Source organism: Lysobacter luteus (assembly GCF_907164845.1).
Classification (GTDB): Bacteria; Pseudomonadota; Gammaproteobacteria; order Xanthomonadales; family Xanthomonadaceae; genus Novilysobacter; species Novilysobacter luteus.
Genome location: NZ_OU015430.1, coordinates 2,026,092 through 2,052,011 on the forward strand (window position 1 = coordinate 2,026,092; position 25,920 = coordinate 2,052,011).

Sequence of the window (25,920 nt, forward strand, 5' to 3'; positions counted from 1 at the left end):
GCAAGAGGCATGCGGTGGCCGTGATGGATGGACTTCTTCCGATCCTAGGGTTGGCGCTGCTCCCCGCCGCCGGAAACTTTGCAGGCGGCGTACTCGCGGAGGTATGGAAACCCTCAGCTCGCGTCCTGAGCGCGGCATTACATGCCGCCGTCGGAATCATGCTGGCGATTGTCGCCACTGAACTCCTGCCGAAAGCCAGCGCGGTCCTGTCAGGTTGGGTGATAGGCGCTGCTTTCGTAATGGGCGGCGTGCTGTATCTGGCGATAGAAGCCGGCGCACAGCGACTGGCGGGGGCAAAACGGGGCGGAAAGCGCATGTGGCTGATCTACGCGGCGGTCGCGATCGACCTACTTAGCGATGGCCTTATGATCGGCTCCGGCGGTGCTGTCGCCACCGCGCTCGCGTTGAAGCTGGCAGCCGGCCAAGTGCTGGCCGACGTGCCAGAAGGCTACGCGGCCGCGGCCTCGTTCCGTGCGAATGACGTACCACGCGGCAAGCGATTGCTGATGATGGCGTCGTTCGCGATCCCGGTACTGCTGGCCGCTACGTTCGCGCACCTGGTGCTCAGGGACGCGAACGATCTATGGAAATTCGGTGCGCTCGCGGTCATTGGGGGGCTCTTGTCGCTGGCCGCCATTGAAGACCTCCTCGGGGAAGCCCATGAGCATGGCGCGGATTCGAAGGCCGCCGCCATGTCCTTCGTTGGGGGATTCGCACTATTCGTGTTCGTCTCGGCTGGCTTGGAGTAGGCCTCTTATCTCTGTAACCCGCTGAGTGCACACATATGGCGTTTGGGGATGAGAGGTCCGCTTTGGGTCGAAAGCAGCCGTTGCCACCTGAAGGCGCCACGACATCCCGGCACGCAAGATATGGCGACGTCGTCCGCGATGGATGGATGTGCAGGTGAGCGGCGCAATGTTCTCACGACCATCAAAGAGCCCTTCTCTGCCCTCCCTACGCGGCAATTTCCTACAGACACCCGCGCCCTACCCCAGCAGACTCGCCCCGCTCCCCCGCAGCGGCGTCCGCCGCACGCCGGAGCGGCCCCACGGATTTGCAGGCACGCGCGGCGTGCCGGTCCCGGGGCGACACATGGAACGCATAAGGATCTTGCCGTGTCCCAGAACATCATTGACTTCACTCTCGACGACGCGCAGCTGGCGGCGTCCCTGCAAGCGCTGACCGACCTTGAGGCGCAGTTGTCCGGGCTGGTGGCGATGTCCACCGAACAGCGCCGCAAGCTGGCGCGCATGGGCGACAAGTCCGAGGCCTTCTGCCGGCAGACGCTGTCGGTGCTGGCGCAGAACCCGCAGGTGGTGCCGCCGAGCCTGAAGCTGGCCGAGGCGCAGGCCGACCTGGCGGCGCTGGACCGGTTGCGCCCGTTGGTTCTGCGCCTGCAGCGGCTGGCCGAGCGTGCCAACGACACCGAGGTCGCGCTGGGCAGCGACGTGATGCGTTGCGCGCTGGACGGCTACGCGCTGCTGAAGGTGTCCGGCCGCAACCAGGGACTGGAGGGCCTGCGCAAGGAGCTGGGCACCCGCTTTGCCCGCAGCACGCGCAGCACCGAGGACGTGCCCGAGCCGGCGTGAGCCACCCCACCGGCAGGCCCATGCCCGTCGCACCCTGCAAGGCCGCCCCCGGGCGGCCTTTTTGCTGCCCGCACGTCGGCGCCGGCCGTGTGGGTTACGGCGCGGCGAGTGGCGAATAAAGCGCCATCACTGCCACTTCAAGAGCCGCCCGCGGCGCCCCAAGTGCCACCGTCGGTGCTTTGGGTGCCGCACGTGGCGGTTCCAGCGGCACGCGTCGCGGCTGGAGTGGCATGCACCGAACGCAGAGCCGCACGCGCCGCCATTCCACCGCCGAGGGTCGCGCTTGCACCTGCGCGCGCGGCGGGTGGTGCGGCACACGTCGCACCACAGGCGGCACACGCGGGACCCACAGCGCCGCACGCCGTCCAGCGCGCGCGGCACACGGCGCGGCGAACGGCACGCGTGGCGGTTACAACGTGGCAGCCGGCGCTGGAAGCGTGACGCTCGCCGCTGCGGGCAATACCTGCACCAATCAATACGGCACCGGCGGGCGTGGCCGTGCCGCGCGCGGCGGCCTCAGCGTCGCAACCGCTACCGCGCGGTCAGCAGCGTCCGCGCCGATCGCCGTGCTTGAGGTGCCCGTTGAGCGCTTCGCGCGGCAGCTCCATGGTCTTCTTGCCCTTGTGGCAGACCAGCACGGTGTCGCTACCGATCTTGCCGAGCGGCCCCAACGGGATCACCACGCAGCCGGTGACGGCGACGGCAAGCAGTGCGGCCAGGATAAGTTTCATGTCGGTTCCCCCTGATGGTTGGCGTGCAGCAAAGCCGGGGATTCTGCCGCACCTCCACGCCACGAACCGCGTCGCACGGCCCAGAGTGTCCAATCCGCGCGCCGCCGGGTCACCCGCCCGATGGGGCGTCCTGGCCGGCCGCACGCGGGAAGTGCGCGGCGAACACGGTGCCGCGCGCCTCGGTGGATTCCACGTCGATGGTGCCGCGGTGCGCACGCATGATCTCCGCGACGATGTAAAGGCCCAGGCCCACGCTGCGGGACCCGGCGCCGACGTCCGCGCCGCGCACCATGGGCTGGAACAGCACCGCGCGCAGCGCTTCGGGGATTGCCGGGCCGGTGTTATGCACCGACACCGTGAAGCCGTCGGCGCGTGCCACCGACGCCACGATGACCGGCGCGCCGCGCGCGCCATAGGCCACGGCGTTGGACACCAGGTTGCCGACCAGTTGTGCCAGGCGGTCGGGGTCGGCCGCGCAGGGATGGTCGCCTTCCGGCCGGTGCACCAGCTGCGCTTCGGGGTAGGCCTGGGCCAGCTCCGCCAGTTGGGTGGCGACCGCGGCGTGCAGGTCGAACGGCACCACCTCCACCGCAAGGCCCTGCCCCAACCTTGCGCGGGTGAAGTCCAGCAGGTCGTTGACCAGGCGCAGCGCGCGGGTGGTCGCACGGGTGATATTGCCCAGCACCGGCTGGTGCACGGCGGGCAGGCCGGCCATCTCCAGCACCTGGCCGCCCAGCCGGATGGTGGACAGCGGATTGCGCAGGTCATGGCTGACGATGCCGACCATCTGCTCGGCGAACAGTGCCCGGTCCTCCGCCGCGGCGCGCTGCTCGATCAGCTCGGTGATGTCCTGCAGCAGGCCGAACACGCGGCCGGGCATGCCGTCGGGGCCGGGCACGGCCCGCGCTGTCGCCAGCACCGTGCGCTGGACCCCGTCGTCCCCGTTGATGCGGTAGGCGTGGCGGTAGGTGGTGGCCGGCGCGTGCAGCATGCGACCCAACGCCGCCAGGGCCGCTTCGCGGTCGTCCGGATGCACCGCCGCCACGTAGTCCTCGTAGGCGACCGGGCCGGGCCGGTCGCGCCCCAGCAGCAACGCCACGCCCGGGTCGAAGTAACGCTCGCCGGACGCCGGGTCCATCTCCCACACCTGCAGCGCGCCGGCTTCCAGCGCCAGGCGCAGGCGGGTGCCAGCCACCGCCAGCGCATCCCGCGCCTGCTTCTGCTCGGCCAGCAAGCCCTCGGCCCGCTTGCGCGCCGTCATCAGTTCGCGCTCATAGGTGTGCCGGTCTTCAGCGATGGACACCGCCAGCTCGTGCACCACCACGCCATCGCGCTCGCGGCGGATGGCATTCATCATCATCGGCAACGGCCGCGCGCCCTCGCGGGCCAGGTCCAGCTTCACTTCGGCGATGGAGCCCTGCATCTGCAGCAGCGGCGCCCAGTGGGTCTGGTGGAAGATGCGCCCGCCGACGGTGAGCAGGTCCTGGAAGCGCCGTTGGCCGACGAGCTGCGCGCGGTCGACCCCGAGCCATTGGCAGAAGGTCGCGTTGGCGTGGCGGATGGTGCCGTCCCCATCGGTCACCAGCAGGCCGCACGGCGCGTGCTCGTAGAGGAAGCTGGTGTCGGGGATCCCCCTGTCGTCAGGCGCGGACACGGTCGTGCAACGGCAAGGCCTCCAGGAACTCGTCCATCGCCGCCATGCTCGCGCTCGGCGCGCTCAGGTGCGGGCAATGCCCGACGTTCTCGATGATGCGCAAGGTGGAGTTGGGCAGCGTCCGCTGCAGGTAGTCGCCCACCGGCCGCGGCGCGATGATGTCGTCGCTGCACTGCAGGACCAGCACCGGCGCCTGCAGCTTGGGAAGGTCGGCACGGTTGTCGGACAGGAACGTCACCCGGGCGAAGTGCGCGGCGATGTCGGGGTCGGTGCGACAGAAGCTGTTGGTGAGCTCCTCCGCCAACTCCGGCTGCCCCGGCGCGCCCATGATGGCCGGCGCCATCGTGCTCGACCACCCGAGGTAGTTGCCCTCCATCGTTTCCAGCAACGAGTCGATGTCCGCGCGCGAGAAGCCGCCGATGTAGTCGCCGTCGTTGATGTAGCAGGGCGACGGCCCGAGCATCACGTGGGCGTCGATCAGCTCGGGCGCCTTGATGCCGGCCAGCAGGCCGATCATCGCGCTGACCGAATGGCCGACGAAGACCACCGGGCCCTGCGCGCCGTCGCGGATGACCTCCAGCAGGTCGTCGGCATGCCCCTGCAGGCTGCCATGGCGCTCGCGGTCGTAGGCCGACAGGTCCGACATGCCGCTGCCGACCAGGTCGTAGCGGATGGTCCGGTAGCGGTCCTCGTAGGCGGGCGCCATCAGCCGCCACATGTTCTGGTCGCAGCCGAAGCCGTGCGCGAACACGATCGTGGCCGGGCCGTCACCGGCGATATGGACGTGGTGGCGGTTACGCGTGTTCATGCTGGTGCAGGCCTCCCCTCTTGCCGAGCCGGAAAGGTTGGCACATCGCGCGCAAGCGGCGATGAAGACGGGCCGGGTGTGGGCACGATGGAGCGGCCGTCATCCGGATGCGGCCGCGGCACGCCAGTGGTGTCAGATGTTGCTTTCGTCGGCCGGCACGGCGGTCGACAACGGCGCGGCGCCGCCCAGCGTGTCTTCGCTCTCGGGGCAGTCACAGCCGACGCCGTAGCTGGTCATCGACAGCGAGCCGTAGGCGTAGCCGTCCACCAGTGTCTGCGCCGGGGTGCCGGCCGCGGCGGCGGCGCCGGCGATGTAGAGCACCGGCAGGAAGTGTTCGGGCGTGGGCGCGGCCATTGCGTAGTCGCGGTGGGAGACCAGCGAGGCCGCATCCCCGGGACGCTCGGTCAGCACCTGGTGGGCGTGCTCGTCGAACCGCCGCGCCCAGTCGAAGCCGGCATCGGGCTGGGCCCAGTCGATCGCGCGCAGGTTGTGCACCACGTTGCCGCTGGCCATCAGCAGCACGCCACGCTCGCGCAGGCGCGACAGCCGCGCACCCAGTTCGACGTGCCACTCCGGCGGCTTGAGTGCGTTGATCGACAGCTGCACCACCGGCACGTCGGCGTCGGGGAAGGCATGCACCAGCACCGACCAGGTGCCGTGGTCCAGCCCCCACCCGTCCAGGTCGGCGCCGACATGGTCGGGACGGGCAATGTCGGCGACTTCCTCGGCCAGCTCGGGTAGCCCTGGCGCCGGGTACTGCACGTCGAACAGCGGCTGCGGGAAACCGAAGAAGTCGTGGATGGTGCGCGGCCGGGCCATGGCGGTGACCGCGGTGGCGTTGACGTACCAGTGGGCGGACACCATCAGGATGGCGCGCGGCCGTGGCACCGAGGCGCCGAAGCTGCGCCAGGCGTCGGTGAAGCGGTTGCGCTCCAGCGCGTTCATCGGGCTGCCGTGGCCGAGGAAGGCGGCGGGCATGGCGGCGTTGGTCTTCATGGTCGGCTCCGGTGGGTGCGGGTCGGCGGGCCGGGCTGGCATCGGCCGGCGCATGCTGTGGGTATCGTAGGCACTCTGCCGTGCACGCCCGGAGTTCCGCATGAAGCGCACCGTGCTCCTCGTGGTTGCCGCCGTCCTGGCCGTGGCCCTCGCCGGCTGGGCATGGGCGAGTTGGCGTGGCCCGGCGCTACCCGGGTACGAGGTGCAGCAGCGGCCGCTGGTGCAGACGGTGGTGGCCACCGGCCGGGTGGTGGCGTCGTCGCGGGCGCAGGTGGGCAGCGCCATCACCGCGGTGGTAGCGGAGCGGCGCGTGCAGGAGGGGGACCGGGTCCAGCCCGGCGACGTGCTGGCGGTGCTGCGCGCCGACGACCTGGAGGCCGCGCTGCGCGAGGCCGAAGCCAGCTTGGCGCGGCTGCAGCAGTCCACCCGCCCGCAGGCGCAGGCCAGCCTGCGCGAGGCCGAGGCCCGCTTGGCGCAGGCCCGCCGCGAGACGACGCGCCGCCGCGAGCTGGCCGACCGCCAGCTGGTGGCCCGCGAGACCCTGGAGCAGGCGGTGCAGGCCGAGACGGCCGCGCGCGCCGCCGCCGAGCAGGCCCGGCTGGCGGCACGGGCATTGGGTGCCGGAAACCCTGAGGAAGCCGCCGCCCGCGCCCGCGTGGCCAGCGCCCGCGCGCAGCTCGACAAGACCCTCGTGCGCGCCGAAGTGGCCGGCACCGTGCTGGTCCGCAACGTCGAACCCGGCGACCTGGTGCAACCGGGGCGGGTGCTGTTCGAGATCGCCCGGACGGGTGCCACCGAGGTGCTGGTGCCGGTGGACGAGAAGAACCTGGGCGTATTGCGCGTCGGCCAGCCGGCGCAGTGCGTGGCCGATGCCTATCCGGCACAACCGTTCCCCGCGCGGATCGCCTTCATCGCCCCGGGCGTGGACCCCCAACGCGGGTCGGTCGACATCCGCCTGGCGGTGGACCCCGTGCCGGAATTCGTGCGGCAGGACATGACCGTGTCGGTCAACGTGGAGACCGGCCGCCGCGATGCCGCGCTGGTGGTGCCCAACGATGCGCTGGGCGCGGTGGCCGGCGACCGCGCCGAGGTCTGGCGCGTCAAGGACGGCCGCGCCGGCCGTACCCCGGTACGGCTGGGCCTGCGCGGACTCACGCTGACCGAGGTCGTCGACGGGCTGGCGCCCGGTGACCGGGTGCTGGCCGACGCCGGCGCCGGGCTGCAGGACGGCGACCGGGTCCGCGTGGACCTGGACCCGCTGCCGGCCGCCACGGCGGCGGCCTCGCGCAACGAGCTGCCGGTGAGCCTCGACTGATGCCCATGTGGCTGGAATGGACCATCGCCACCCGCTTCCTGCGCGAGGGCCGCGCGCAGAGCGTGCTTATCCTGGTCGGCATCGCGGTGGGCGTGGCGGTGATCGTCTTCCTGACCGCGCTGATCACCGGCCTGCAGGGCAACATCATCGAGCGCACGCTCGGCACCCAGGCGCACATCCGGGTGGAGCCGGCGGACGAGACCAACCACGTGTTGCCGCCGCCCGACGGCACCGTGCAGCTGGTGCTGGAGACCCGCCGCGCGCAGCGCCTGCGCTCCATCAACAACTGGCCGCAGGTGCGCGACGTGCTCGACCGCCTGCCCGGGGTCACCGCGGTGTCGCCGGTGGTCTCCGGGCCGGCGTTTGCCCGGCGCGGCGAGGCGCTGGAGTCGGTGGCGCTGGTGGGCATCGACGCCGAGCGGTACCAGCGGATCATCCCGATTGGCGAGGACATCGTCGAAGGGACCTTCCGCATCGGCGCCGGCGATGCCGTGGTGGGCCGCCAGCTGGCGATCGAACTGGGGATGCGCGCCGGTGACAAGCTGCGCATCGACGCCGGCGAGGGCCGGGAGACCGTGGTCAACGTGGCCGGCGTCTTTGAGCTGGGCGTGCGCGAACTGGACGCCCGCTACGTGTACCTGGACATGAAGCAGGCGCAATCGCTGCTCGACCTGCCCGGCGGCGCCACGCTGATTGATGTCACCGTCGCCGACATCTTTGACGCGCAGCCGGTGGCCGCGCGCATCGGCCGGTTGACCGGGCTGAAAGCCGAGAGCTGGATGGAGACCAACACCCAGCTGATGAACGCGCTGCGCTCGCAAAGCCTGTCGACGCAGATGATCAGTGTGTTCGTGGCGCTGAGCGTGGCCCTGGGCATTGCCAGCGTGCTGTCGGTGAGCGTGGTCCAGCGCACCCGCGAGATCGGCATCCTGCGGGCGATGGGCACCACCCGCCGGCAGATGCTGGGCGTGTTCCTGGTGCAGGGCGCGCTGTTCGGGCTGGCCGGCGCGCTGCTGGGGGGCGCGGCCGGCTACGCGCTGGTGGCGGCCTTCAACAACTTCGGCCCCCGGCTCTTCTATATCCCGGTGGAGCCGAGCCTGCTGGTCGCGGCCACGCTGTTGGCCACGCTGACCGGCACGGTGTCGGCGGCACTGCCGGCGCGGCGGGCGGCGCGGCTGGACCCGGTGGAGGCGATCCGCCATGTCTGAGCACGGGGCCGCGCAGGAGGTGCTCCGGCTTGAGCGGCTGACCAAGCGCTACAACGTCGGCAAGTCGACCGAGATCGAGGTGCTGCACGGGCTGGACCTGCGGCTGGCACGCAGCGACTTCGTCGCACTGGTGGGCGCCTCGGGTTCGGGCAAAAGCACCCTGCTGAACGTGATCGGGCTGCTGGACCGCCCCACCTCCGGCGAGCTCTACCTGTTGGGCGCGCCCACCCGCGACATGGACGACGCCGGGCGTACGGGGCTGCGCGGCCATGCCATCGGCTTCGTGTTCCAGTTCCACCATCTGATCCAGGCCTTCACCGCGCTGGAGAACGTGCTGATGCCGTTGATGGTGACCGGCGGCAAACCCGATGCCGGCATGGTGGCGCGCGGCCGCGACCTGCTGGCGCAGGTGGGGCTGGCGGGCCTGGAGGCGCGCAAGCCGGACCAGTTGTCCGGCGGCCAGCAGCAGCGCGTGGCGGTGGCGCGCGCGCTGGTGACCCGGCCGGCGCTGGTGCTGGCCGACGAACCCACCGGCAACCTGGACAGCGTGTCGGCAGCGGAGGTGTTCGCCCTGCTGCGTCGGTTCAACCGGGATTTCGGTTGCGCCGTCGTGCTGGTGACTCACGACCCGGGGCTGGCCGGGCAATGCGACCGCACGGTGACACTGGTGGACGGCTGCATCGAAAGCGACCGGCGCGCGCAGCCGCAGGACGGCGCGCCGGTCCCGCCCGCCTAGCCCAGCAGCACGAACCCGGCGGCGACGGCCAGCACCGCGACCAGCGCGGCGGCGACCGGCACCCAGCGCCGGGGGGAGGGCGTGGCGGCGGCGGGTGCACGCGAGGCGTCGTCCCGCACGTTGGACACCACGCGGAAGCGCAGGGTGTCGAAGCCGATCTCGTCGCCTGCGCGCACCTCGGTGCGCACCACGCGGCGGCCGTTGACGAAGCTGCCGTTGCTGGAACCCATGTCCTCCAGCACCAGGTGGCCGTCGCCGGGCAGCAGACGTGCGTGCAGGCGCGACAGGCCGGAGTCCTCGACGGTGACGGTGCATTCGGGCGCGCGGCCAAACGTGACCACGCCGTGCACCGGCACGTTGCGGCCAAACAGGCTGCCGGCAACGCAGCGCAGCACGAAGTCCGGCACCACCGGACGCACGGTGGTGGCGCCCAGGTCGTCGTTGGCCGGGGGCAGCGCGGTCAGTGCGTCGCCGGCGCCCGGCACGGTCGTGCCGACGCCCGCCAGCCGGGCCTCGATGCCGCCCAGCGCCACGCTGTCGCCAGGACGCAGCGCAATCAGCCCGTCGACCCGGCGGCCATTGACCTCGATGCTGGCGCCGTCGGGCACGTCGAGCATCACGCCCTGCGCGGTGACGTGCAGCTGGCACAGACGCGGGGCGATGTCGGGGCGGTCGATGACCACCTGCCCGTGTGGATCGGAGCCGACCCGGTTGACGCCCGCGTCGAGCAGTACCTGCGGGTGTTCCCCGCCCGGAAAGACCAGTTTCATCAAACCCCCTGTGGTGACGGACCGGGACGGTGGAGACCACCGCCGCCGGATCGTTCCCGCAAGCACGGGAACGCCGCGTGATGATACGGCCAGCAACCGGGCGCGCCGCCCAGCCGCCGCGACGGACCGCAGCGTTCCACCCACGCCCCGCCCGCGGCACGCCATTTGCGCCACGATGGCCCCGGGCCGCCTGGAGAACGCGCATGTTGGACATGGTGATCGAGCAACGCCGCCGCAGCCTGGGCGGGTTCGAGGTGGGACGGGTGCTGCCGTTCGCAAAACGCCGGATGGTGGGTCCATTCGTGTTCTTCGACCACATCGGGCCGGTCGACTTCCCGCCCGGGATCCCCCGCGACGTGGACGTCCGACCGCACCCCCACATCGGGTTGTCGACCATCACCTACCTGTTCGACGGCGAGATGATGCACCGCGACAGCGTCGGCTCCGAACAGGCGATCCGCCCGGGCGAGGTCAACTGGATGACCGCCGGCCGCGGCATCACCCACTCGGAACGGTTCGAGCAGGCGCGCGCGCACGGCGGCCCGATGCACGGCATCCAAAGCTGGGTCGCGTTGCCACGGGCCGACGAGGAGACCGACCCCGCCTTCGACCACTACGACGCGGGCGGACTGCCTGCGTTCGACGAGGCCGGCGTGCGTGGGCGACTGGTGGCCGGCAACGCGTTCGGGCTGACCTCGCCGGTGCGGACGCATTCGCCGCTGTTCTACCTGCACTGCGAACTCGACACCGGCGCCACCTTCGCACTGCCCGACGCGCACCGCGAACGCGCCGCCTACGTGGTGCGCGGCGCCGTCGAGGCCGGCCATGAGCGCTGCGGCGTCGGCCACATGCTCGTCTTCACCCCCGGCCGCCCCGCCACGGTCACCGCGACCGAGCCGACGCTGCTGATGGTGCTCGGCGGCGAACCGGTGGGTGAGCGCTTCATCGAGTGGAACTTCGTATCCAGCTCGAAGGAGCGCATCGAGCAGGCCAAGGCCGACTGGCGCGCCGGCCGGATGAAGCTCCCCGACCTGGACAACGGCGAGTTCATCCCCCTGCCCGGCGACCCCGAGCACACCCCCGCCAACCCGATGTCGTAGCCCCGGTTCCGTAGGAGCGACGTAAGTCGCGATCAGGAAAGCGGCGCGGGCGGACGGTTGCAAATCGCGACTAACGTCGCTCCTACACACGCGCATCGGAAGCGCGATTACGCGTCCGGCGGCCCCTTCAGCTCCACCACGTTGCCCTCGGGGTCGCTCAGGTATTGCGATGGCCCCTCGCCTTCGGCGCCGTAGCGGGAGCCGTAGTCGCCCACGGCGACGCCATGCGCCTGAAGGTGGGCGGCGATGGCCTCGCGGTCGAACGGGTCGATGCGCAGGCACAGGTGGTCCATGTTGTGGCCCTCGCGCCCGGGGGCCGCGCCGCCCATGCGGCCGAGCTTGCCGTCCACGTCCACCAGGTCGATCAACGAGGCCCCCGCGCGCAGCTGGACCAGCCCGATGCCGTCCTGCCGACGCTCGACGGTGCAGCCCAGGACCTCGCGGTAGAACACCTCCAGCGCCGCGGGATCGCGGGCGCGGATGACGACGTGGTCAATCTGGCGGAGGGTGAACGGGGGCCTGGGCATGGGCGGTGCTTCCTTGATCGGGGCCGGAAGTCCTGTAGGAGCGACGTAAGTCGCGACCTGGCCGGGCTCACGGCCGGTCGGCGGGTCGCGACTTACGTCGCTCCTACAGGGTCATCGGGGAGGGTTGGCGGCAAGGTCGAGGGTCGGGCAGCGGGGCTGGCCGCGCAAGTCGCCGGGGCGGGAAAGACCATCCCGCCCGGGCCGGCCCGGGCCGTATAATCCCCCGGTGATTCCCAGACGGTGGGAGAAGCGACGCGCCCTTGGGCGATGCCGCTGCCGAAGGCGCAACGCCCGTAATCGCTCAGGCCCCCGTACCACCGGCTGTGACAACTCTGGAGAGACCGGTTCAATCCGGCGCCGAAGGTGCACGAAGCAGCCCTCCCCCCGCGGCCGACATGGCGCACGCTTCCGAACTCTCAGGCAAAAGGACAGAGGGGCGCCCCGCGTGCGGCACCGCACGTTGCCTCGCATCGCCCCGCCCTCGCCGACAGAGTCCCGCCATGACCCAGAACACCTCCCTGCGCTCGCTCGAGCACCACGACGCGTTCATCGAGCGCCACATCGGTCCCAACGACGGCGAGATCGCGCAGATGCTGCGCGTGGTCGGCCATGACTCGCTGGAGGCGATGACCGACGCGATCGTCCCCGGGTCGATCCGCTCGACCGATCCGCTGGCCCTGCCCGAGGCCGTCAGCGAGGTCGAGGCACTGGCCAAGATCCGCGACATCGCCGACCGCAACCTGGTGTTCCGCAGCTTCATCGGACAAGGCTACGCCGGCACGCACACCCCCAACGTCATCCTGCGCAACATCCTCGAGAACCCGGCCTGGTACACCGCCTACACCCCGTACCAGGCGGAGATCTCGCAGGGCCGCATGGAAGCGCTGATCAACTTCCAGACGATGTGCGCCGACCTGACCGGCATGGAGATCGCCAACGCCTCGCTGCTCGACGAGGGCACCGCCGCTGCCGAGGCGATGACGCTGGCCAAGCGCTCGGCGAAGTCGAAGTCGAACGTGTTCTTCGTGTCCAACGGCGTGCACCCGCAGACCATCGAGGTGCTGCGCACCCGCGCCGAGCCGATCGGCATCGAACTGGTGTTCGGCGACGAGGCCGAGGCCGCCACTACCGAGGCCTTCGGCGTGCTGCTGCAGTACCCCGACACCTTCGGCCGCATCGGCGGCGACTACCAGGCCATCAGTGACGCCGTGCACGCGCGCCAGGGCCTGGTCTGCGTGGCGGTCGACCTGCTCGCGCTCACCCTGGTTGCCGCGCCGGGCGAATGGGGCGCCGACATCGTGGTCGGCAACACCCAGCGCTTCGGCGTGCCGTTCGGTTTCGGTGGTCCGCATGCCGCGTTCATGGCCTGCCGCGATGCCTACAAGCGCTCGATGCCGGGCCGCCTGATCGGCGTCTCGGTCGACGTCGAGGGCAACAACGCCTACCGCCTGACCCTGCAGACCCGCGAGCAGCACATCCGCCGCGAAAAGGCGACCAGCAACATCTGCACCGCGCAGGTGCTGCTGGCGGTGATGGCGTCGATGTACGCCGTCTACCACGGCCCCGAGGGCCTGGTCCGCATCGCGCGCCGTACCCACCGCCTGGCGGCGATCCTGGCCGGCGCGCTGCGTGGCGCCGGTGTCGCGGTCGGCGAGTCCTTCTTCGACACCCTGCACGTCACCGGCATCGACGCCGCCGAGCTGCACCAGCGCGCGCACCATGCGCACATCAACCTGCGCGCGATCGACAACACCAGCGTCGGCATCGCGCTCGACGAGACCACCACGCGCGGCGACATTGCCGCGCTGGCGGGCCTGTTCGGGGTGGAGATCACCGACATCGACGCGCTCGACGACGCCACCGCCGACGCCCTGCCGTCCGGCCTGCTGCGCACCAGCCGCTTCCTGACCCATCCGGTATTCAACACCCACCACAGCGAGCACGAGCTGCTGCGTTACATGCGCTCGCTGGCGGACAAGGACCTGGCGATGGACCGCACGATGATCCCGCTGGGCTCGTGCACGATGAAGCTCAACGCGACCGCCGAGATGATCCCGATCACCTGGCCGGAGTTCGCCAACATCCATCCGCTGGCGCCGGCCGAACAGGCGCAGGGCTACAAGGAACTGATCGACGGGCTGGAGGCGATGCTGGCCGAGGTCACCGGCTACGACAACGTCAGCCTGCAGCCCAACTCCGGCGCGCAGGGCGAGTACGCCGGCCTGCTGGCGATCCGCGCCTACCACCGCGCTCGCGGCGAGGCCCAGCGCGACATCTGCCTGATCCCCGAGTCCGCGCACGGCACCAACCCGGCGTCCGCGCAGCTGTGCGGCATGAAGGTGGTGGTGACCAAGTGCGACAAGGACGGTAACGTCGATGTCGAGGACATCCGCGCCCAGGCCGGGAAGTACTCCGACCGCCTGGCCGCGATCATGATGACCTACCCGTCCACCCACGGCGTGTTCGAGGAGGACGTGGTCGAGATCTGCGACATCGTCCACCAGCACGGCGGCCAGGTGTACACCGACGGCGCCAACATGAACGCGCTCGTCGGCCTGGCTAAGCCTGGCAAGTGGGGTTCGGACGTCAGCCACCTCAACCTGCACAAGACCTTCTGCATCCCGCACGGCGGCGGTGGCCCCGGCGTCGGCCCGTGTGCGGTGCGCTCGCACCTGGCGCCGTACCTGCCCCGGGCCTTCAACGACGGCATGGCCACGGCCGGCGTGGGCGACGGCGCGATGGTCTCAGCCGCCACCTTCGGCAGCGCCAGCATCCTGCCGATCAGCTGGATGTACATCACCCTGATGGGCCGACAGGGCCTGCGAAAGGCCAGCCAGGTCGCGATGCTCAACGCCAACTACGTGGCCCGCAAGCTCGCCCCGCACTACCCGACCCTCTACACCGGCCGCAACGACCTGGTCGCCCACGAGTGCATCCTCGACCTGCGCCCGCTGGAGAAGGAGACCGGCGTGTCCGCCGAGGACGTCGCCAAGCGCCTGATCGACTTCGGCTTCCACGCGCCGACCCTGAGTTTCCCGGTCGCCGGCACCCTGATGGTGGAGCCGACCGAGAGCGAGTCGATGCACGAGCTGGATCGCTTCATCAACGCGATGATCGAGATCCGCCAGGAGATCCGCGCGATCGCCGACGGCAAGCTCGACCGCGAGGACAACCCGCTCAAGCACGCCCCCCACACCGCCGCGCAGGTCTCGGCGACCGAATGGAAGCACGCCTACCCGCGGGAGTTGGCCGCCTTCCCGCTGGCCGTGCTGCGCCAGCAGAAGTACTGGCCGCCGGTGGCCCGCGTCGACAACGTGTACGGCGACAAGAACGTGTTCTGCAGCTGCGTGCCGATCAACGAGTTCGCCGGTGACATCGAGGCTTTCAGCGAGCCGATGGTGTCCTGATCGCGCCAGTGCCGTAACGAAAAGCCCCGCTCATGCGGGGCTTTTTTTGTGCCGGAGCTTAAGGCGACATCATGTCGGTCAGCAGCATGACGTACGGCTCGCAGGCCGGGGCGGCGCACCCCAGATAGCGGGTTTCACTACCGTTCGTCCAGGTCGCCGTGCCACCGCCGTCGATCGCGAAGTCCCAGGACCGCCCGTCCCAAAAAAGCTGCCCGGTGATCGCGCACGAAACCTGGTAGTACAGGTGGTACGGATTGCTGTCGTAGTGCTCGCTGAGCTGGAAGAGTTGTTCCACGTCCGCCACATCGAGCCGCCACGCTTTGCACGCTTCTGCTTCGGCGCCGCCCCGTCCGTGGTATCGCGGCGCTTCCACCGCCATGACCCGGATCGCCAGCTCAGAAGAATGGTGGTGAGAACCGGACTGGCATCCCGTCGGTAGCACCGCCGCCATCGTAAAGACCAGCGCCCTCACCGGGCTCCTTGTAAGAAATCGCATCGTGCTCATAGATGTCGGCGTCCGATAGTCCATATTCGTTCTTCAGAATGGCGATGAGCCTGGCAATGGAGCGGGACTGATCCTCGGTGGGGCGTTCCCACTGCTTGCTGGTCCTGTCGAACAAGGCCACCGTCTCGATACCGACGCTGTCCTCGTTCATGGGATAGCGCGCGGGATAGGCCTTCTTCTTCTCGTGGCCGTGTACGCGCGAGGGTGCCCAACCCCAGCCCTCGATCATCCTCGCTTCGTCCGCCGGGCAAACGCGATCGACCCGGCACCGCGATTGGATCTTCCCGACGTGTGCCGTCTTCTGCAGCAGACTGGCGGCTTGGGTAACGGTGCCGTCCTTGTCCACGAGAAAGTGGGTTCCAACGCCGCGGGCGAACGATCGCATGGTGCCCTCGGCCGTACTGGAGTCGGTCCGATGCAGGACGATCGCGCGCGGGCCATCCATCGGACCACGCTCCAGCGCGGGGACCGGCCGGATGGTGAAGCCGGCGTTCTGCACGTATCCGTTGGTGCCGACGTGGATCGGGAGTACCAGGCGCTGTCGCTGGACGTTTTCAACGAGGCTCGTGACCGAGCCGCCCACCACCGTAAACCGGCTCATGGCCCCTCCTCCGCCAGTTCCAGCGAGAGCGACTGGGCATACTCGGACTTGAGCAAATGGGTCCGCCCGGCTTCGTCCGTGACACCCGGTTCGATTCGCCCGTCGCTACAGACGATGCGATAGCTCCGCCCCGCCATGGGCGAGCCATCCTCGGACTCGAGTACAAAGGCTTCGTCGAATGGCTGGCGCGGTGCGTTGCGCAGCGCGTACGCAATCCCGGCGGAAGCCAGTTCACCAGCGGCGGGACCAAACGTACGGTCAAGAAAGACCCGCGTCTGACGTACGGCGAGCACCACGCAGCCACAGGCTAGCCGCGAGCCGTGTAAAGCGACCGGCTGTCCATCGACCTCTGTCGTCGGGTCACCGTCAACGATGGGGAACGTGCCGCTATGCGAGGGGCAGGTTGCCGAGTCGCCGATTCTGGCGACGGGGGCTCCGTCGATATCGGTAAAGGGCGAGCCGGTCACGACCCGGCCACCGCTGCTTGTGCTGTCTCCAACAACCACCCACATCCTTGTCACTGCCGGCCTCCTTGCCAGTGGATGCGACAGAGTCTGCCAAAAACGTGGCGGTCCTGCTCTGCCGATCGGGCGCCTTACCCGCCGCTCACCCCTCCTCCGGCGGTGGCCGCAGCTCCTCGGCGAGTTCATCCAGCTCGGTGATCGCCGCTTCCAGCGCGTCGTGGAATTCGCCCTGGCGGGTCATCAGGTCCTCGATCGTCTTGGACTCGCCCAGCTTCTTGAGCTTGCCTTCGTCGAACTTCAGCCATTGCGCGGTGAGCAGCTCGACGTTGTTGCGGGTGTAGTGGCGCATTTCCTTGAGCTGGGTGACCAGGTCGGTGACATGGTCAAGCGGGGTCTTGGGGGTTTCGTCGGCCATGGGGGATCCTCCGGGGAGAGTCCCGACGGTACGCAGGGCGCGCGGGACCCCGTGTGAACCGATGGCGGCGCATGTGCCGGCATCCTTCACGGGGCGCCATCGCGGCCGCATCTAGGTTGCCCCGATGGCCCGACGCAAGACGCTGCGCATCGCCACGTTCAACGTCAACGGCATCCGCCCGCGGTTGCCGCACCTGCTGGAGTGGCTGGAAAAGGAGAAACCGGACGTCGCCTGCCTGCAGGAACTCAAGGCCACCGACGCGCAGTTCCCGAAAGAGGCGATCGAGGCCGCGGGTTACGGCGCCCTCTGGGTCGGGCAGACATCGTGGAACGGTGTGGCGGTGCTGACCCGCGATGCCGAACCGGTCGAGAGCCGCCGGCGGCTGCCGGGCGAGCGCGACGATACCCAGGCGCGCTACCTGGAGGTGGCGGCGCACGGGGTGATGGTCGGCTGCATCTACCTGCCCAACGGCAACCCGCAGCCCGGGCCGAAGTTCGACTACAAGCTGCGCTGGTTCAAACGGTTGATCCGCCACGCGAAGACACTGGTCGACAGCGAACACCCGGTGCTGCTGGCGGGTGACTTCAACGTGGTGCCGACCGACTTCGACATCTACAACCCGAAGCACTGGCGGCGCGATGCACTGCTGCAGCCCGAAACCCGCGAGGCATACGCCACGCTGCTTGCCCAGGGCTGGACCGACACGCTGCGCGAGCTGTATCCGGACGAGCCGATGTTCACTTTCTGGGACTACTTCCGCCAGCACTGGGAACGCGATGCCGGACTGCGCATCGACCACCTGCTGCCCAACCCGGCGCTGTGGCCGCGCGTGCGGGCGGCGGGCGTGGACCGCTGGGTGCGCGGGCTGGAGAAGGCAAGCGACCACGCGCCGACGTGGATCGACCTCGACCGCTGAGCCACCCGCGGCCCGCACCGGATCGCCCCCTCCCCATCGGCCTTCCGACCAATGGCAGGTGACCCCCGGCCGCAGGGGGCGTAGAACCGTAGTCGCCGCGGGGGAACCACGGAGGCTGTCATGACGCATACCCACCCCTTGCCCGCCGCACTGCTTGCGGCCCTGCTCGCCGGCGCCTGTTCCGGCCATTCCAATCCATCCGTCACCCACGGGCCGCTGGTCTCACCGCCCGAAGCAGCATTGATGACCACGCTGCTGCAGGGTCTGGGCGACCACAGCTTCCCGGTCACCAGCCAGCATCCCGAGGTGCAGCGCTGGTTCGACCAAGGGCTGATGCTGGCCTACGGCTTCAACCACGATGCCGCCGAGCGTGCGTTCCTGCGCGCCACCGAGCTCGACCCGCAGTGCGCCATGTGCTGGTGGGGCGCGGCCTGGGTGCTCGGCCCGCACGTCAACGCGGCGATGGACCCGACCGTCAACGACAAGGCCTGGGCGCGGCTGCAGAAGGCGATCGGCCTCGCCCCGGCCGCCGGGCCACGCGAACGGGCCTACATCCAGGCGCTTGCCAGCCGCTACGCCGCCGAGCCGCCGGAGGATCGCGCCGAGCTGGACCGCGCCTGGGCAGACGCGACCCGCCGACTGGTGCAGGCGCGACCGGACGACCTGGACGCCGCCACCATGCACGCCGAGGCGCTGATGGACCTGCAGCCGTGGGCCTATTACGACGAGCGACTGCAGCCGATCGGCCACACCCGCGAGATCGTCTCGACGCTCGAGTCGGTGATCGATCGCCACCCCGACCATCCCGGTGCCCTGCATCTGTACATCCATGCCGTCGAAGCGTCGGCCAACCCCGAGCGCGGGGCCGCCGCGGCCGACCGGCTGCGCGAGCTGATCCCCGGTTCCGGCCACCTGGTCCACATGCCGGCGCACATCTACGCGCGGGTCGGCCGCTGGCATGACGCCGTGCTGGCCAACCAGCGTGCGGTGGAAGCCGACGATGCCTACCTCGCCGTCTGCGGCGGCAACGTCAGCGGCGTGTATCCGCTGGGCTACGTGCCGCACAACCACCACTTCCTGTGGTTCGCCGCCAGCATGGAAGGCGCCAGTGGCATCGCCCGCGCCGCCGCCGACGCCACCGCGCAGCGCACCGACCTGCCCGAGCTGATGCGCCAGCCGGGCTTCGAGGGCCTGCAGCACTACTGGCTGACGCCGGTGTTCGACCACGTGCGCTTCGGCCGCTGGGACACGATCGATGCGCTGGACAACCCCGCGCCCGACCTGCCCTATGTCACCGCCATCTGGCACTACGCGCGCGGCGTCGCGGCCGCCCGCCAGGGTCGCCAGGACGACGCCCGCCAGCACCTCGCCGCATTGCAGCCGCTGGCCGCCGACCCGCTGATGGACACCATGATGATGTGGGACCGCTACCCGCTGGCCCACGCGGCGCGCATCGCCGAACGCACGCTGTCCGGCGAGGTCGCCGCCGCCGCGGGCGACGACCCGGCCGCCATCACCGCATTCCGTGACGCGGTGGAGATCGAGAACCGCATCCCCTACGACGAGCCCCCCGGCTGGCACGCCCCAACCCGGCAAGCACTGGGCGCCGCGCTGCTGGACGCTGGCCAGGCCAAGGAAGCCGAGGCGGTCTACCGCGAAGAACTGCGACGCAACCCTGGTAACGGCTGGTCGCTGTACGGGCTGTCGCGTGCACTCGCCGCGCAGGGTCGCGACCGCGAAGCCGCCACGACGGAGCGCGCGTTCAATACCGCCTGGGCCAACGCCGACGTGGAGCTGGTGGCGTCGCGGTTCTGAGGCGCCGCAGGGTGCGGACTTGGCGTTCAGCCTCGCATCGCGGTTTTCACGCATGCGATGCGGGGCCTTGGCTAGGTTGGAGCCTCCCCCAACGACAAGGAGCCCAACCATGGCCCGGATTCCCGAGCAGCAGTACAAGGACCACTTCCGCAACAACTACCAGACCGCCAGCTACTACAACAAGGAGCGCGACTGGAACGACTACGAGCCGGCCTACCAGTACGGCTACAACCAGTACGGCCAGCGCGAAGGCCAGCGTTTCGAGGACGTCGAGAACGACCTGGAGCGCGGCTGGGAAACCACCAAGGCCAACTCCCGCCTGGCGTGGAACGAGGCCAAGGAAGCCGTCCGCGACGGCTGGCACCACATCGAGCGCGCGATGCCGGGCGATGCGGACCGCGACGGTCGTTGATCCCTCTCTCCGGGATTGGAAAGGCCCCGCTTTTGCGGGGCCTTTTTTTGTGCCATCAAGTCTCAGTCAGGAGACCGGTAAAGATGCTTTTGAAATCCGACGAAAAGACTTCTTATCTGTTCCGGCGTGCCGAGGTCTACCGTCGCGTCAGCAATGGCGTTGTATTTCAGTCTTAGCAGTGGCGGAAGCTTGTCCAAGCCCAGTTCATCCACGCCCTGTTCTACGTAGTGTCCGAGGACAAACTCCAGAAAGTCCAGTTGACGATTGCTGGGGTACTTTGTGTACATCGCGGCCTTGGCCCACACCGCTCTATCCGCCCTTGCAATCGGCGGCGTGGCATACGCAACGTACGCCAGCACATCGAACAGGTCGCTGTCTTCAGCCTCGATGGTCTTCTGCATTTCGGCCAGCGCGTCGCGGCCGAAGCCTTTCTCGCCCAGCCCCGTCAGCAGCGCCTTGCGGGTGGCAGGCTCGCTCCAGATCTCCCGCAACTGCTCTTCGTCCTTGAAGAACTCCGGCAGTGTGCCGAACAGGCTTTCAAGGAACTGTGCGGCCGACATCGGCTTGCCGTCCGCACTCCAGAACGTCGTGGCCATCATGCTCTGGATCTGCCGCGCCTTGCCGTCGGCCAGCTTGACCTGGATCTTTACCGGCCGCGGCTCGACCGGTTTCGGTTCCCCCGGCGACACCGGATCATCATTACCACCGATGGGTCGCGGGCGCGGCGGTTCCGGATCGATCGGCTCGCCATCCCACTCCGGATCGCTGAAGTGGTGATGCGCCTTCACGAAGTCGTAGACGGTGAAGAAATCCTTGCCGTCGTACAGGCGCGTGCCGCGCCCGATGATCTGCTTGAACTCGATCATCGAGTTGATCGGCCGCATCAGCACGATGTTGCGGACGTTGCGGGCGTCGACGCCAGTTGAAAGCTTCTGCGATGTGGTCAGGATCGTCGGGATGGTTTTCTCGTTGTCCTGGAAGTCGCGCAGGTGCTGGTTGCCGCGCTCGCCATCGTTCGCCGTCACCCGCACGCAATACATGGGGTCGGTGCTCGTCTTGGTCTGGTTGATCAGGTCGCGTACCAGCAACGCGTGCTCCTGGGTGGCACAGAACACCAGCGTCTTCTCGCGTTGGTCGATCAACTCCATGAACCTCCCGACGCGGTAAGCCTCGCGCTCGGGAATCACGATGACGCGGTTGAACTCGCTCTCGGTATAGCGCTTGCCTGGTAGCACCTCGCCTTCCACCACGGCGTCGTCAGGGGTGTAGGTGTAGTCGTCGATGGTGGTGGCGAATTGCCTGACCTTGAACGGCGTTAGGAAGCCATCGTTGATGCCTTCTTTCAACGAGTAGCTGTACACCGGCTCGCCGAAATACGCGTAGGTGTCCGCATTGCTACTGCGCTTGGGGGTGGCCGTGAGACCCAACTGCACAGCCGGCTTGAAGTACTCCAGGATCTCGCGCCAGCTGCTCTCGTCCTTCGCACCGCCACGGTGGCACTCGTCGATGACGATGAAGTCGAAGAAGTCCGGTGGGTAGTCGCCGAAGTACGGCGTCTCCCCCGGCCCGCTCATGAAGGTCTGGAAGATGGTGAAGAAGATGCTGCCGTTCTTCGGCACCCGGCCCCTTCGGCGGATTTCATCTGGGGCGATGCGCACCAGCGCGTCCTCGGGAAACGCGGTAAACGCGTTGTAGGCCTGATCGGCCAGATTGTTGCGGTCGGCCAGGAACAGCACACGCGGGCGGCGGGTGGGCTCTTCCTCGCTCTTCCAGTCCGTGAGGTTCCAGCGGCTGTGGAACAACTTCCACGCCAGTTGGAACGCGATAAAGGTCTTACCGGTGCCGGTGGCCAGCGTCAGCAGGATGCGGTCGCGACCTTCGGCGATGGCGTCGAGCACGCGCTGGATGGCGATGTCCTGGTAATAGCGGCCCTGCCACATGCCGCCCTTGTCCTCGAACGGGACGGAGGCGAAGCGGTCGCGCCAGGCGTTGGCCTTGGCGTAGGTGCGCGCCCACAACTCCTCGGGACCGGGGAACGCGGCCACGTCGCCCTCTGCTCCCGTCTCCATGTCGATCGCATAGATCTTCTGGCCGTTGGTGGCATAGGTGAAGCGCACTGCCAGCTTGGCCGCGTATTGCTTGGCCTGCCCTACTCCCTCGGTATGCGGCTTGTCCCAGGCCTTGGCCTCGATCACCGCCAGCTTGGTATTGCGGTACACCAGCACGTAGTCGGCAATCTCGGCTCGGGCGCGCTGACCGTTGCCCTGCAAGCGGCCCGGCGCGATCACGCACTGGCTTTCGCGCAGCACACGGCTGCCTTCGACCACGCCCCAACCCGCCGCCTTCAAGGCGGGGTCAATATGCTCGGCTCGGGTCTCGGCTTCATTCACGCGTAGCTATCCCCCTGATAGTCCAGACGATAGTAACTGGTCGCCGAGCTACACGCGGCGGCGCATCGATCGGTCAGCACAACGGCGAAGCGACCATCAGAGCTGGCCGGAGAAGGCCTGGTGCAGCAGGGATTGCTTGAGGGTGTCGAGGGCGGCGAGTTTGCGCTGGCAGATCGATTCGAGACGTTGGGTTTCAGCGAGGACAGCATTCAATCTTTCAACAATCGCTCGCTGCTCCGACAGGACAGGATATCCAATCGTGAACGACTGAATCTGCGCCTTCGTAATCGCTTGTCGCGTTGAGCCGCCTTCTTCGCCAGTTTTCAGCAAGGCATCTTTGTAAGGCTTCGATATAAGCAGGTAATGCAGGAACGCCGCGTCTAGCTTCTCCACGATGGGCCTAACGATCGAGACGTGCTGATTCACCCGAGCAGGAAGGACATCCGGGGGTACAACGCAGCATCGAGCGACCGAGGCTCCCGTAATATTCAGTAGCACGTCATCGGCTTGCACTTTAACGTTCGATAGGTCGGCTGCCTGATCCTCGTCCAGGAACGCTAGCTTTGGGTAACGAAAGCCCAAGTCGTGGACATTCAAGCTGCGAATCAATGAAACGCCCGCAGCCTTATAGCACTTCTCGCCGCCACGCGGCGTTGCCCCGCTACCAATTTTTGTCGTCAGAGACTCCAATTTATCCTCGACCCAATCGCCACTGCGCGGATTGAATACGGACTGGAGGTGGCTTTCAAAAAGGGCGCGGGCGTTCTTGAGGTTCTTTTCGGCGTTGGCTTTGGCGGTGGCGATGCCCGCAAACGCTTCGTCGAGGATGCCGACGATCCGCTGCTGCTCGGGGAGCGGCGGGAGCGGAATCGGGACTTCTTTCAACTTGCCACCAGAAAGTTCCTTGAACGTCGCGCCTGTTCCCAAATCGTTGAGCAACTCAACGACGCTGCCGAGGTAGTAGTAAAGGAACTTGTGATCAACAACCTTGCTGGGGACCAGACCCTTGCAGCCTTGATTGGTGGCCATCGGCACAGTGTTGATCACGAGATGACCAATCGGCGCTCGCGAAGAAAGGATGACCGAATACGGCGGCAGCGGACGCGCGGAACTGTTGGACAAACCGAGATCAGTGAGCGTACGTGCGGTTTCACCGATGTATGGCGTGGTCCGCCTCCCCATCTCGGCCGGCGTTATCCACTGATGCTGGCCATCCCAATACGCAACGACACCAGTCTTCGGCGTCCCGCCGTTCACAACCTCGCAGATGGCACCAAGCGATTGCCGCAGCCAACCGTTTCTCATAGCAGCGCCCTGATCCCCGCCAGCACTTCCGCACTCTCCGCATCCAGCGCCGCAATCTCATCCATGATCTCCTGCGGGCTACGATGCGTGATTTCTTCTCCGCCATCGGGATTCTTCACCGACAGATCGAAGGTCGCCTGGTCGAGGCCGGTCGCCTCCACGCTCCAACTCTTCGGCGAATCGGCGAACGTCTTCTGCAACCCTACGAACTCGGCCAGATCCGCATCATTGAGCGGGTTGGTCTTGCCCATGTTGCGGCCGGGGTCGAGCTGGTAGTACCAGGTCTTGCGGGTCGGCGCGCCCTTCTCGAAGAACAGCACGACGGTCTTGACCCCGGCACCGAGGAAGGTGCCGCCGGGGCAGTCGAGCACGGTGTGCAGGTTGCAGCTTTCCAGAAGCTGCTTGCGCAGGGACACACTGGCGTTGTCGGTGTTGGACAGGAAGGTGTTCTTGATGACGATGGCGGCGCGGCCGCCGGCGCGCAGCGACTTGATGAAGTGCTGCAAGAACAGATACGCGGTCTCGCCGGTCTTGATCGGGAAGTTCTGCTGGATCTCCTTGCGCTCTTTACCGCCGAACGGCGGGTTGGCCAGCACGACATCGAAGCGGTCCCTCTCCTGGATGTCGGCGAGGTTCTCGGCCAGCGTGTTGGTGTGGACGATGTTCGGTGCCTCGATGCCATGCAGGATCATGTTCATGATGCCGATCACATAGGCCAGGCTCTTCTTCTCCTTGCCGAAGAAGGTCTCGCACTGCAGCGTCTTGCTGTCGCTGGTGGACAGGCTGGGCTTGCTGCTCAGGTAGTCGAACGCCTCGCACAGGAATCCAGCCGAACCGCAGGCACCGTCGTAGACCGTCTCGCCGACCTTCGGATCGATCACTTGGATCATGGCGCGAATCAACGGACGCGGCGTGTAGTACTCGCCGCCGTTGCGCCCCGCGTTGCCCATGTTCTTGATCTTGGCTTCGTACAGGTGCGAGAGCTCGTGCTTTTCCTTGTGCGTGCCGAAGCTGAGCTCATCGACGCGCTCGATCACGTCGCGCAGGTTGTAGCCGGACTGGATGCGGTTCTTGATCTCGCCGAAGATCTCGCCAATCTTGTATTCCAGCGTCTGCGGCCCGCTGGCCTTGGCCTTGAAGCCATGCAGGTAGGGGAACAGCTTGTCGTTGACGAAGGCGAGCAGGTCGTCGCCGGTCATCGCCTTGTTGTGGTCGAACTTGCCGTCGCTGTCCTTTGGCGCAGCCCAGCTTTCCCAGCGGTAGGCTGGCTCCAGCAGGAAGCTGTAGGCCCTGCTCTCCAGCTCGGCTTCCATCGCCTTGTCGCGCTCGAGGGCGTCGAGGTACTTGAGGAACAGCAGCCACGAGGACTGCTCGGTGTAGTCGAGTTCGCTGGTGCAACCGGCATCCTTGTGCAGGATGTCGTCGATGTTCTTGAAGGTTTGCTCAAACACTGTGCGGATACTCAAATTTCGGGAATCGGACCATCTGTTCAACGCGGCGTCCACTGGATGCGCAGTCGCCCGAGTCGCAAGGAATTCTTTGCACTCGAAAGGCCAGTCCGGAACGCGTATCGGCAGCACGTCGTCCCTCCTGACTATTCAAGAGGGTTACGAAAGGCTCGCGTAGCAGTTGGCCAGTTCGGGCTGTGGCTACTTCTGCCACGATCCAACTCCTTGTTCCGCTGAATTCGTTGCAGCTCCGGGACTGGCTATAGCATTCGCGCCAGTTGCACCTCGCACGCCACCACCCCGAGTCCGGCGCGTGGCAGCCGCCACTTCCTCCAGGTTGGGGCATTCGCCCATACACGTGATCGTTGTGGGGGCACGATCCCCCTCCACTGACCCGAAACTTTGATTCATAAGTGCAGAGAGAACATTCCGCGCCCTCGTGATGAAGCCGCTCATGTGTTCCGAGGATCCCGTCGCGTCATAAGAACGCACTCACGCTGATCTTTGGTTCCTAGCCGGAAAGGCTTTTCATTGGATCGCACATCCAGCCAATCCATTGGGATCCGAAGATTGGGACCTTGCGGTTTGCTGGGGGTGACAAAACGATACGGATTCTGCTTCGATACTCGCTGTTTCGGGTAAGGATCGTGGCACTCCAGCCAATCGCCCACCTTCTCCAATGCGAGCACGTAGTGCCATAAGTTCCGATCATGCTTCACCCGTAGCAGTGCCACACCACCGTCGTCGAGGCAGGTGGTTACTGCTTTGAGCGTAACTTCGTCTTGTCGAAGAACTTCTGTATCGATCG

At 67.7% G+C, this 25,920-nt stretch carries 23 protein-coding genes and 2 riboswitches; of the genes, 10 read left to right on the forward strand and 13 right to left on the reverse strand.

Features of this window, described 5'->3' with window-relative positions:
• Positions 1 to 50: 50 nt before the first annotated feature.
• Both KOD61_RS09500 and KOD61_RS09505 read left to right on the forward strand, forming a co-directional pair.
• A complete protein-coding gene (locus KOD61_RS09500) occupies positions 51 to 749 on the forward strand; it encodes a ZIP family metal transporter (RefSeq protein ID WP_251370565.1) in 699 nt (232 codons plus the stop codon).
• Between the two features lie 366 nt (positions 750 to 1,115).
• Entirely contained in the window at positions 1,116 to 1,589 is a 474-nt protein-coding gene (locus tag KOD61_RS09505) for a hypothetical protein (RefSeq protein ID WP_215218453.1), read from the forward strand.
• 542 nt (positions 1,590 to 2,131) lie between these two features.
• Here the strand turns inward: KOD61_RS09505 and KOD61_RS09510 are convergent.
• From KOD61_RS09510 to ygiD, 4 genes are all read right to left on the reverse strand, one after another.
• The gene (locus KOD61_RS09510) at positions 2,132 to 2,320 is read right to left on the reverse strand and encodes a hypothetical protein (RefSeq protein WP_215218454.1); all 189 of its coding nucleotides are present in this window, start codon (positions 2,318 to 2,320) and stop codon (positions 2,132 to 2,134) included.
• Between the two features lie 109 nt (positions 2,321 to 2,429).
• Positions 2,430 to 3,974 carry a sensor histidine kinase gene (locus KOD61_RS09515; RefSeq protein WP_215218455.1) on the reverse strand — a complete coding sequence of 515 codons (1,545 nt, stop codon included), beginning with the start codon at positions 3,972 to 3,974 and terminating at the stop codon, positions 2,430 to 2,432.
• A complete protein-coding gene (locus KOD61_RS09520; RefSeq protein WP_215218456.1) occupies positions 3,961 to 4,782 on the reverse strand; it encodes an alpha/beta fold hydrolase in 822 nt (273 codons plus the stop codon). Before KOD61_RS09520 ends, KOD61_RS09515 begins: the two co-directional genes overlap by 14 nt.
• A 132-nt stretch (positions 4,783 to 4,914) precedes the next feature.
• Positions 4,915 to 5,778: a 4,5-DOPA-extradiol-dioxygenase gene (gene ygiD, locus KOD61_RS09525; protein WP_215218457.1), complete on the reverse strand. Its 864-nt coding sequence runs from the start codon at positions 5,776 to 5,778 to the stop codon at positions 4,915 to 4,917.
• 100 nt (positions 5,779 to 5,878) lie between these two features.
• On the opposite strand from ygiD, the gene KOD61_RS09530 reads away from it, so the two are divergent.
• From KOD61_RS09530 to KOD61_RS09540, 3 genes are read left to right on the forward strand one after another with little or no spacing between them, the layout of a single operon-like run.
• Positions 5,879 to 7,093, forward strand: coding sequence for an efflux RND transporter periplasmic adaptor subunit (locus KOD61_RS09530; RefSeq protein ID WP_215218458.1), 1,215 nt, complete (start codon positions 5,879 to 5,881; stop codon positions 7,091 to 7,093).
• Positions 7,093 to 8,301, forward strand: a complete 1,209-nt coding sequence (locus tag KOD61_RS09535; RefSeq protein ID WP_251370566.1) for an ABC transporter permease — start codon at positions 7,093 to 7,095, stop codon at positions 8,299 to 8,301. Before KOD61_RS09530 ends, KOD61_RS09535 begins: the two co-directional genes overlap by 1 nt.
• The gene (locus KOD61_RS09540; protein WP_215218459.1) at positions 8,294 to 9,037 is read left to right on the forward strand and encodes an ABC transporter ATP-binding protein; all 744 of its coding nucleotides are present in this window, start codon (positions 8,294 to 8,296) and stop codon (positions 9,035 to 9,037) included. Before KOD61_RS09535 ends, KOD61_RS09540 begins: the two co-directional genes overlap by 8 nt.
• Here the strand turns inward: KOD61_RS09540 and KOD61_RS09545 are convergent.
• Positions 9,034 to 9,807, reverse strand: coding sequence for an FHA domain-containing protein (locus KOD61_RS09545; protein WP_215218460.1), 774 nt, complete (start codon positions 9,805 to 9,807; stop codon positions 9,034 to 9,036). The genes KOD61_RS09540 and KOD61_RS09545 overlap by 4 nt on opposite strands.
• Positions 9,808 to 10,010: 203 nt before the next feature.
• Between KOD61_RS09545 and KOD61_RS09550 the strand changes: the two genes are divergently transcribed.
• Entirely contained in the window at positions 10,011 to 10,907 is an 897-nt protein-coding gene (locus tag KOD61_RS09550; RefSeq protein ID WP_215218461.1) for a pirin family protein, read from the forward strand.
• Between the two features lie 107 nt (positions 10,908 to 11,014).
• Here the strand turns inward: KOD61_RS09550 and KOD61_RS09555 are convergent, their stop codons facing one another.
• A complete protein-coding gene (locus KOD61_RS09555) occupies positions 11,015 to 11,434 on the reverse strand; it encodes a VOC family protein (protein WP_215218462.1) in 420 nt (139 codons plus the stop codon).
• A gap of 231 nt (positions 11,435 to 11,665) precedes the next feature.
• A riboswitch (glycine riboswitch) is annotated at positions 11,666 to 11,761 on the forward strand.
• Positions 11,762 to 11,871: riboswitch (glycine riboswitch) on the forward strand.
• 63 nt (positions 11,872 to 11,934) lie between these two features.
• Here KOD61_RS09555 and gcvP point away from each other — a divergent pair.
• Positions 11,935 to 14,841: an aminomethyl-transferring glycine dehydrogenase gene (gene gcvP / locus KOD61_RS09560; protein WP_215218463.1), complete on the forward strand. Its 2,907-nt coding sequence runs from the start codon at positions 11,935 to 11,937 to the stop codon at positions 14,839 to 14,841.
• A gap of 58 nt (positions 14,842 to 14,899) precedes the next feature.
• Here gcvP and KOD61_RS09565 read toward each other — a convergent pair whose 3' ends face one another.
• From KOD61_RS09565 to KOD61_RS09580, 4 genes are all read right to left on the reverse strand, one after another.
• Positions 14,900 to 15,220, reverse strand: a complete 321-nt coding sequence (locus KOD61_RS09565; RefSeq protein ID WP_215218464.1) for a hypothetical protein — start codon at positions 15,218 to 15,220, stop codon at positions 14,900 to 14,902.
• A gap of 16 nt (positions 15,221 to 15,236) precedes the next feature.
• The gene (locus tag KOD61_RS09570) at positions 15,237 to 15,947 is read right to left on the reverse strand and encodes a peptidoglycan recognition protein family protein (protein ID WP_215218465.1); all 711 of its coding nucleotides are present in this window, start codon (positions 15,945 to 15,947) and stop codon (positions 15,237 to 15,239) included.
• Positions 15,944 to 16,414 carry a PAAR domain-containing protein gene (locus KOD61_RS09575; protein WP_251370567.1) on the reverse strand — a complete coding sequence of 157 codons (471 nt, stop codon included), beginning with the start codon at positions 16,412 to 16,414 and terminating at the stop codon, positions 15,944 to 15,946. The genes KOD61_RS09570 and KOD61_RS09575 overlap by 4 nt, the downstream gene beginning before the upstream one ends.
• A gap of 139 nt (positions 16,415 to 16,553) precedes the next feature.
• The gene (locus tag KOD61_RS09580; protein ID WP_215218466.1) at positions 16,554 to 16,826 is read right to left on the reverse strand and encodes a hypothetical protein; all 273 of its coding nucleotides are present in this window, start codon (positions 16,824 to 16,826) and stop codon (positions 16,554 to 16,556) included.
• 124 nt (positions 16,827 to 16,950) lie between these two features.
• Between KOD61_RS09580 and xth the strand changes: the two genes are divergently transcribed.
• The 3 genes from xth to KOD61_RS09595 all read left to right on the forward strand — a co-directional run bounded on the left by xth (position 16,951) and on the right by KOD61_RS09595 (position 19,969).
• A complete protein-coding gene (gene xth, locus KOD61_RS09585; RefSeq protein WP_215218467.1) occupies positions 16,951 to 17,742 on the forward strand; it encodes an exodeoxyribonuclease III in 792 nt (263 codons plus the stop codon).
• Between the two features lie 120 nt (positions 17,743 to 17,862).
• Positions 17,863 to 19,557: a tetratricopeptide repeat protein gene (locus KOD61_RS09590; protein ID WP_215218468.1), complete on the forward strand. Its 1,695-nt coding sequence runs from the start codon at positions 17,863 to 17,865 to the stop codon at positions 19,555 to 19,557.
• 109 nt (positions 19,558 to 19,666) lie between these two features.
• Positions 19,667 to 19,969 carry a hypothetical protein gene (locus KOD61_RS09595; RefSeq protein WP_215218469.1) on the forward strand — a complete coding sequence of 101 codons (303 nt, stop codon included), beginning with the start codon at positions 19,667 to 19,669 and terminating at the stop codon, positions 19,967 to 19,969.
• A 62-nt stretch (positions 19,970 to 20,031) separates the two neighbouring features.
• Here KOD61_RS09595 and hsdR read toward each other — a convergent pair whose 3' ends face one another.
• The 3 genes from hsdR to KOD61_RS09610 all read right to left on the reverse strand — a co-directional run bounded on the left by hsdR (position 20,032) and on the right by KOD61_RS09610 (position 25,115).
• On the reverse strand, positions 20,032 to 22,359 hold the full coding sequence (gene hsdR / locus KOD61_RS09600) for an EcoAI/FtnUII family type I restriction enzme subunit R (protein ID WP_215218470.1): 2,328 nt from the start codon (positions 22,357 to 22,359) through the stop codon (positions 20,032 to 20,034).
• A gap of 96 nt (positions 22,360 to 22,455) precedes the next feature.
• Positions 22,456 to 23,664, reverse strand: a complete 1,209-nt coding sequence (locus tag KOD61_RS09605) for a restriction endonuclease subunit S (protein ID WP_215218471.1) — start codon at positions 23,662 to 23,664, stop codon at positions 22,456 to 22,458.
• Positions 23,661 to 25,115, reverse strand: coding sequence for a class I SAM-dependent DNA methyltransferase (locus KOD61_RS09610; RefSeq protein WP_215218472.1), 1,455 nt, complete (start codon positions 25,113 to 25,115; stop codon positions 23,661 to 23,663). The genes KOD61_RS09605 and KOD61_RS09610 overlap by 4 nt, the downstream gene beginning before the upstream one ends.
• Between the last annotated feature and the right edge of the window lie 805 nt (positions 25,116 to 25,920).

What these genes read in the sequence shown, in the direction of transcription:
- KOD61_RS09510 (WP_215218454.1), bottom strand. Translation starts at nt 2,320, where the DNA reads ATGAAACTTATCCTGGCCGCACTGCTTGCCGTCGCCGTCACCGGCTGC.
- KOD61_RS09520 (WP_215218456.1), bottom strand. Translation starts at nt 4,782, where the DNA reads ATGAACACGCGTAACCGCCACCACGTCCATATCGCCGGTGACGGCCCG.
- ygiD (WP_215218457.1), bottom strand. Translation starts at nt 5,778, where the DNA reads ATGAAGACCAACGCCGCCATGCCCGCCGCCTTCCTCGGCCACGGCAGC.
- KOD61_RS09530 (WP_215218458.1), top strand. Translation starts at nt 5,879, where the DNA reads ATGAAGCGCACCGTGCTCCTCGTGGTTGCCGCCGTCCTGGCCGTGGCC.
- KOD61_RS09535 (WP_251370566.1), top strand. Translation starts at nt 7,093, where the DNA reads ATGCCCATGTGGCTGGAATGGACCATCGCCACCCGCTTCCTGCGCGAG.
- KOD61_RS09540 (WP_215218459.1), top strand. Translation starts at nt 8,294, where the DNA reads ATGTCTGAGCACGGGGCCGCGCAGGAGGTGCTCCGGCTTGAGCGGCTG.
- KOD61_RS09545 (WP_215218460.1), bottom strand. Translation starts at nt 9,807, where the DNA reads ATGAAACTGGTCTTTCCGGGCGGGGAACACCCGCAGGTACTGCTCGAC.
- KOD61_RS09550 (WP_215218461.1), top strand. Translation starts at nt 10,011, where the DNA reads ATGTTGGACATGGTGATCGAGCAACGCCGCCGCAGCCTGGGCGGGTTC.
- KOD61_RS09555 (WP_215218462.1), bottom strand. Translation starts at nt 11,434, where the DNA reads ATGCCCAGGCCCCCGTTCACCCTCCGCCAGATTGACCACGTCGTCATC.
- gcvP (WP_215218463.1), top strand. Translation starts at nt 11,935, where the DNA reads ATGACCCAGAACACCTCCCTGCGCTCGCTCGAGCACCACGACGCGTTC.
- KOD61_RS09565 (WP_215218464.1), bottom strand. Translation starts at nt 15,220, where the DNA reads ATGGCGGTGGAAGCGCCGCGATACCACGGACGGGGCGGCGCCGAAGCA.
- KOD61_RS09570 (WP_215218465.1), bottom strand. Translation starts at nt 15,947, where the DNA reads ATGAGCCGGTTTACGGTGGTGGGCGGCTCGGTCACGAGCCTCGTTGAA.
- KOD61_RS09580 (WP_215218466.1), bottom strand. Translation starts at nt 16,826, where the DNA reads ATGGCCGACGAAACCCCCAAGACCCCGCTTGACCATGTCACCGACCTG.
- xth (WP_215218467.1), top strand. Translation starts at nt 16,951, where the DNA reads ATGGCCCGACGCAAGACGCTGCGCATCGCCACGTTCAACGTCAACGGC.
- KOD61_RS09590 (WP_215218468.1), top strand. Translation starts at nt 17,863, where the DNA reads ATGACGCATACCCACCCCTTGCCCGCCGCACTGCTTGCGGCCCTGCTC.
- KOD61_RS09595 (WP_215218469.1), top strand. Translation starts at nt 19,667, where the DNA reads ATGGCCCGGATTCCCGAGCAGCAGTACAAGGACCACTTCCGCAACAAC.
- KOD61_RS09605 (WP_215218471.1), bottom strand. Translation starts at nt 23,664, where the DNA reads ATGAGAAACGGTTGGCTGCGGCAATCGCTTGGTGCCATCTGCGAGGTT.